The sequence below is a fragment of the Albidovulum sp. genome (genome assembly GCF_008933605.1).
GTDB lineage: Bacteria > Pseudomonadota > Alphaproteobacteria > Rhodobacterales > Rhodobacteraceae > Albidovulum.
Map to the genome: position 1 here is coordinate 1 of NZ_WBUS01000226.1, position 3,730 is coordinate 3,730.

Below are 3,730 nucleotides of genomic sequence, written 5' to 3' on the forward strand. Positions count from 1 at the left end.
CGCCCCGCCCGACCCGCACGGCCGGAACTTCTGCCGCCCCGCGACGTGCCGCGCCGGCGGCCCGGCACGCGGGAGGGGCGGATCGCGCTCCTGCACGCAATCGCGCATATCGAGCTCAACGCCGTGGACCTCCACTGGGACATCGTCGCCCGCTTCGCGGATGTGCCGATGCCGCTCGGATTCTACGACGACTGGGTGAAGTCGGCGGACGAGGAATCCAGGCATTTCAATCTGCTCTGCGATTGCCTTGAGACCCGCGGCAGCTTCTACGGGGCCCTGCCTGCCCATGCCTTCATGTGGCGCGCGGCCGAGGATACGGCGCACGACCTGCACGGGCGGCTCGCCGTCGTGCCGATGGTGCTCGAGGCGCGCGGGCTCGACGTGACGCCCGGGATGATCGCGATCTTCGAGAACGCGAACGAGACGGAGGCCGTGGCGGCCCTGCGCACGATCTATGCCGAGGAAGTCGGCCATGTCGCCTACGGGGTGAAGTGGTTCAACTGGCTCTGCGGACGCGAGGGGCTGGACCCGAAGGAGGTCTTTCACGCCCTTGTGCGCCGGTATTTCCCCGGCTCCCTGAAGCCCCCCTTCAACGCCGAGAAGCGCGCCGAGGCGGGGATGCCGCCCGATTTCTACTGGCCGCTCGCGGACGAGGTGGCCGAGGCGCCGGGGACCGCCGGCTTCCGCTAACCCAAGGGAAATCCACGACATGCCGGATGCGGCGTCGGCGGGAATCTGCCGAAACCGGCGGCTTCCGGCCGGGTGGCCGCCGGGAGCCGGCTTAATCCTTGCCGCTGACGGAACCGGACGCTAATCCCGGACCAGCGGGACCTGTGGGGATGGGTCCGGCGAAATGCGATAACGAACACGGGGGACCGGCGTGCCAGCGCGACTCATCGGCCGTTTCTACGCTGCCTTGGAAAGACGACTTCCGGAACAGCGCCTGTTCCTCCGATCGGACTCCGAGACACGCTTCATCCGGCTGAGGCCGATCACCCAGGCCGTAGCGATGTCGGGCTTCTCGGTTCTCCTGGCCTGGACCATCGTCGCCACGGCGATCCTCCTCATGGATTCGATCGGCTCGGGCAGTGCCCGCGAACAGGCGCGGCGGGAGCAGGCAAACTACGAGGCCCGCCTCGACGCGCTCTCGGTCGAGCGCGACCAGAGGGCCCAGGAGGCGGTGGCGGCGCAGGAACGCTTCGCCCTTGCGATGCAGCAGGTCTCGGCGATGCAGTCGGCGCTCCTCGCCTCCGAAGAGCGGCGCAAGGAACTGGAAACCGGCATCGGCGTGATCCAGGCGACGCTTCGGCGGACGATGGGCGAACGCGACCAGGCCCTCGCCCGCGTCACCGAACTGGCGGCCGTTGCCGCCGAAGGGCCGCAGGCCGCCGCCAGCGCCACGCCGTCCGGCGCCGATGTCGCCGATACGCTGGGCGTGCTCACGGCCGCCCTCGGCCGCACCGCCGCCGAGCGCGACGCGATGGCAGAACTGGCCGACGCGGCGAAGGACGAGGCGGACGAGATTGCCTACGAGAAGCGGCTTCTGGAGGAACGCCACGACGAGATCTTCGCCAGCCTCGAGGAAGCGGTGACGATCTCCATGGCGCCACTCGACAAGATGTTTTCCTCCGCGGGGCTTGATCCCGACGATCTCATCGAAGAGGTCCGCCGCGGCTATTCAGGCCAGGGTGGCCCGCTCGGGCCGCTCGCCCCGCCGGTCGTTCCGGGCGGCGATGCAAGCGCCGAACGCGCCGGCCGCATCCTCGAAGGGCTCGACCGGATGAACCTCTACCGGCTCGCGGTCGAGAAGGCTCCCTTCGCCATGCCGCTCAAGACCTCCTTCCGCTACACCTCAGGTTTCGGCCGCCGCTGGGGCCGGGCGCACGAGGGCATCGACATGGCCGGTGCCATGGGCTCGCCGATCCTGGCGACCGCCGACGGCACGGTGACCCATGCCGGATGGGAATCGGGCTACGGCAACATGGTGGAGATCCGGCACGAGTTCGGCCTCGTCACCCGCTACGGCCACATGTCGAAAGTGCGCGTGGAGGTTGGCCAAAGGGTCTCGCGCGGGGACAGGATCGGTGATATGGGGAATACTGGCCGCTCCACCGGCACCCATCTCCACTATGAGGTGCGCACGGGCGGCACTGCTGTGAACCCGATGACGTTTATCAAGGCGGCCAACAATGTTTTCTAAAAGCAGGATCAACGAACCCGGACCCAAGTCGGCGACGCCGGCGGAGCCCCCGAAGGCACCCGAGTCTGCCGCCTCGAAGCCTGCCTTCGACTACATGTCCACCGCGCCGAAGCCGAAACCAGGGGCCTCGGTCCTTTCCGCGGACCTGACCATCACCGGCAACGTGAAGACCTCGGGCGACATCCAGGTCGAAGGCGTGGTCGAGGGCGACATCCGCGCGCATCTATTGACCGTGGGCGAAAGCGCCACGATCAAGGGCGAGATCGTCGCCGACGACATCGTGGTGAACGGCCGCGTGATCGGCCGGGTGCGGGGCCTCAAGGTGCGGCTCACCTCGACCGCGCGGGTCGAGGGCGACATCATCCACAAGACCATCGCGATCGAGAGCGGCGCCCATTTCGAAGGCTCGGTGCAGCGGCAGGAAGACCCGCTGTCGACAGGCGCCCCGAAGCTCGCCGTGGCCCCGACGACCGCCGCGGGCAACTGACGCACTCCGACGCGACATGAAGGCCGGGGCGGGTCCGCCCCGGCTTTTCGTTTGCCGCAAGGGGGCGCCCCCGCCGGCGGCGGCTCAGCCCCGCTTCCCTTTCGCCCTCCGGCCGCGCAGCCAGGCCAGCAACGGCTTGACGTCGAGCCCGATCACCAGAACGCCGAGCGGGATCATCCAGAACCCGAGCACCGGAAGGAACCCGACGATCCCGCCCGCGACGAGGCAGAGGCCAAGGAGCGTCCGCGCCCCAGGCGGGACGCGCTGGCGGATCCGGACGAGCATCCGCTTCAGCCGCGCCTTGAGGGTCTTCCAGCGGTCCATCCCGCCGACATGGGGCGCCTCCGGCCGGCCGGGAAGCCCCCCGCGCCGCCGGTCGCGCCCGCTTCCGCCATCCGGTCCGCTCACGCCGCCACCAGCGCCGCCGCCTTGGGTGCGCCCAAACCCGCCGAGCGCGGCACCACCCGCAGCGTCCGGAGCGCGTTCAGGATCACCGCGACGTCGATCACTTCCTGCAGGAGCGCGCCCTCCACCGGGTTCAGGTAGCCGAGCGCCGCCGCGACCATGCCGAGGACGGAGAGCCCGATCCCCGCGACCACGCTCTGCAACGCGATGGCGCGCGCGCGCCGCGCGACTTCCATGCCCGCGCAGAGCCGGTCGAGCCGGTCGACGAGCAGCACGACCTCGGCGGCCTCCGCCGAAGCGGCGGCGCCCCGGGCGCCCATCGCCACACCCACGTCGGCCGCCGCCAGCGCCGGAGCGTCGTTCACCCCGTCGCCCACCATCATCACCGGCCCGTCCTTCCGCTCGGTCAGGACGAGAAGCACCTTCTGGTCCGGCTTCAGTTCCGCCCTCAGCCCGTCGAAGCCGAGCCCGCGGGTGACATGTTCGGCAACGTCGGCGCGGTCGCCGGTGGCGAGAAGGATCCGCCCCACGCCCTCCTGCCGCAGCGCCCGCAGCGTTCCGGCGACGTCGGGGCGGAGCGGGTCGGCCATCACCAGCCGCCCGGCGAGACGGCCGTCCACCGCCACGGCGACGAGTAC

Annotated in this window: 5 protein-coding genes; 3 read left to right on the plus strand and 2 right to left on the minus strand. The window is 70.3% G+C overall.

Annotated features, from left to right (window positions below; all coding sequences use genetic code 11):
- From F9K34_RS17775 to F9K34_RS17785, 3 genes are all read left to right on the plus strand, one after another.
- On the plus strand, positions 1 to 690 hold a 690-nt coding region (locus tag F9K34_RS17775; RefSeq protein WP_291338444.1), incomplete at its 5' end, for a ferritin-like domain-containing protein.
- 190 nt (positions 691 to 880) lie between these two features.
- Entirely contained in the window at positions 881 to 2,200 is a 1,320-nt protein-coding gene (locus F9K34_RS17780; protein ID WP_291338445.1) for a M23 family metallopeptidase, read from the plus strand.
- Entirely contained in the window at positions 2,190 to 2,687 is a 498-nt protein-coding gene (locus F9K34_RS17785) for a bactofilin family protein (protein WP_291338446.1), read from the plus strand. The genes F9K34_RS17780 and F9K34_RS17785 overlap by 11 nt, the downstream gene beginning before the upstream one ends.
- Before the next feature lie 84 nt (positions 2,688 to 2,771).
- Here the strand turns inward: F9K34_RS17785 and F9K34_RS17790 are convergent, their stop codons facing one another.
- Both F9K34_RS17790 and F9K34_RS17795 read right to left on the minus strand, forming a co-directional pair.
- Positions 2,772 to 3,011: a hypothetical protein gene (locus F9K34_RS17790; protein ID WP_291338447.1), complete on the minus strand. Its 240-nt coding sequence runs from the start codon at positions 3,009 to 3,011 to the stop codon at positions 2,772 to 2,774.
- An 80-nt stretch (positions 3,012 to 3,091) separates the two neighbouring features.
- The coding region (locus F9K34_RS17795; RefSeq protein ID WP_291338448.1) for an HAD-IC family P-type ATPase at positions 3,092 to 3,730 on the minus strand (639 nt) is incomplete at its 5' end.

Excerpts from the sequence above, each read along its gene's own strand:
- F9K34_RS17785 (WP_291338446.1), top strand. The coding sequence starts at position 2,190 with ATGTTTTCTAAAAGCAGGATCAACGAACCCGGACCCAAGTCGGCGACG.
- F9K34_RS17790 (WP_291338447.1), bottom strand. The coding sequence starts at position 3,011 with ATGGACCGCTGGAAGACCCTCAAGGCGCGGCTGAAGCGGATGCTCGTC.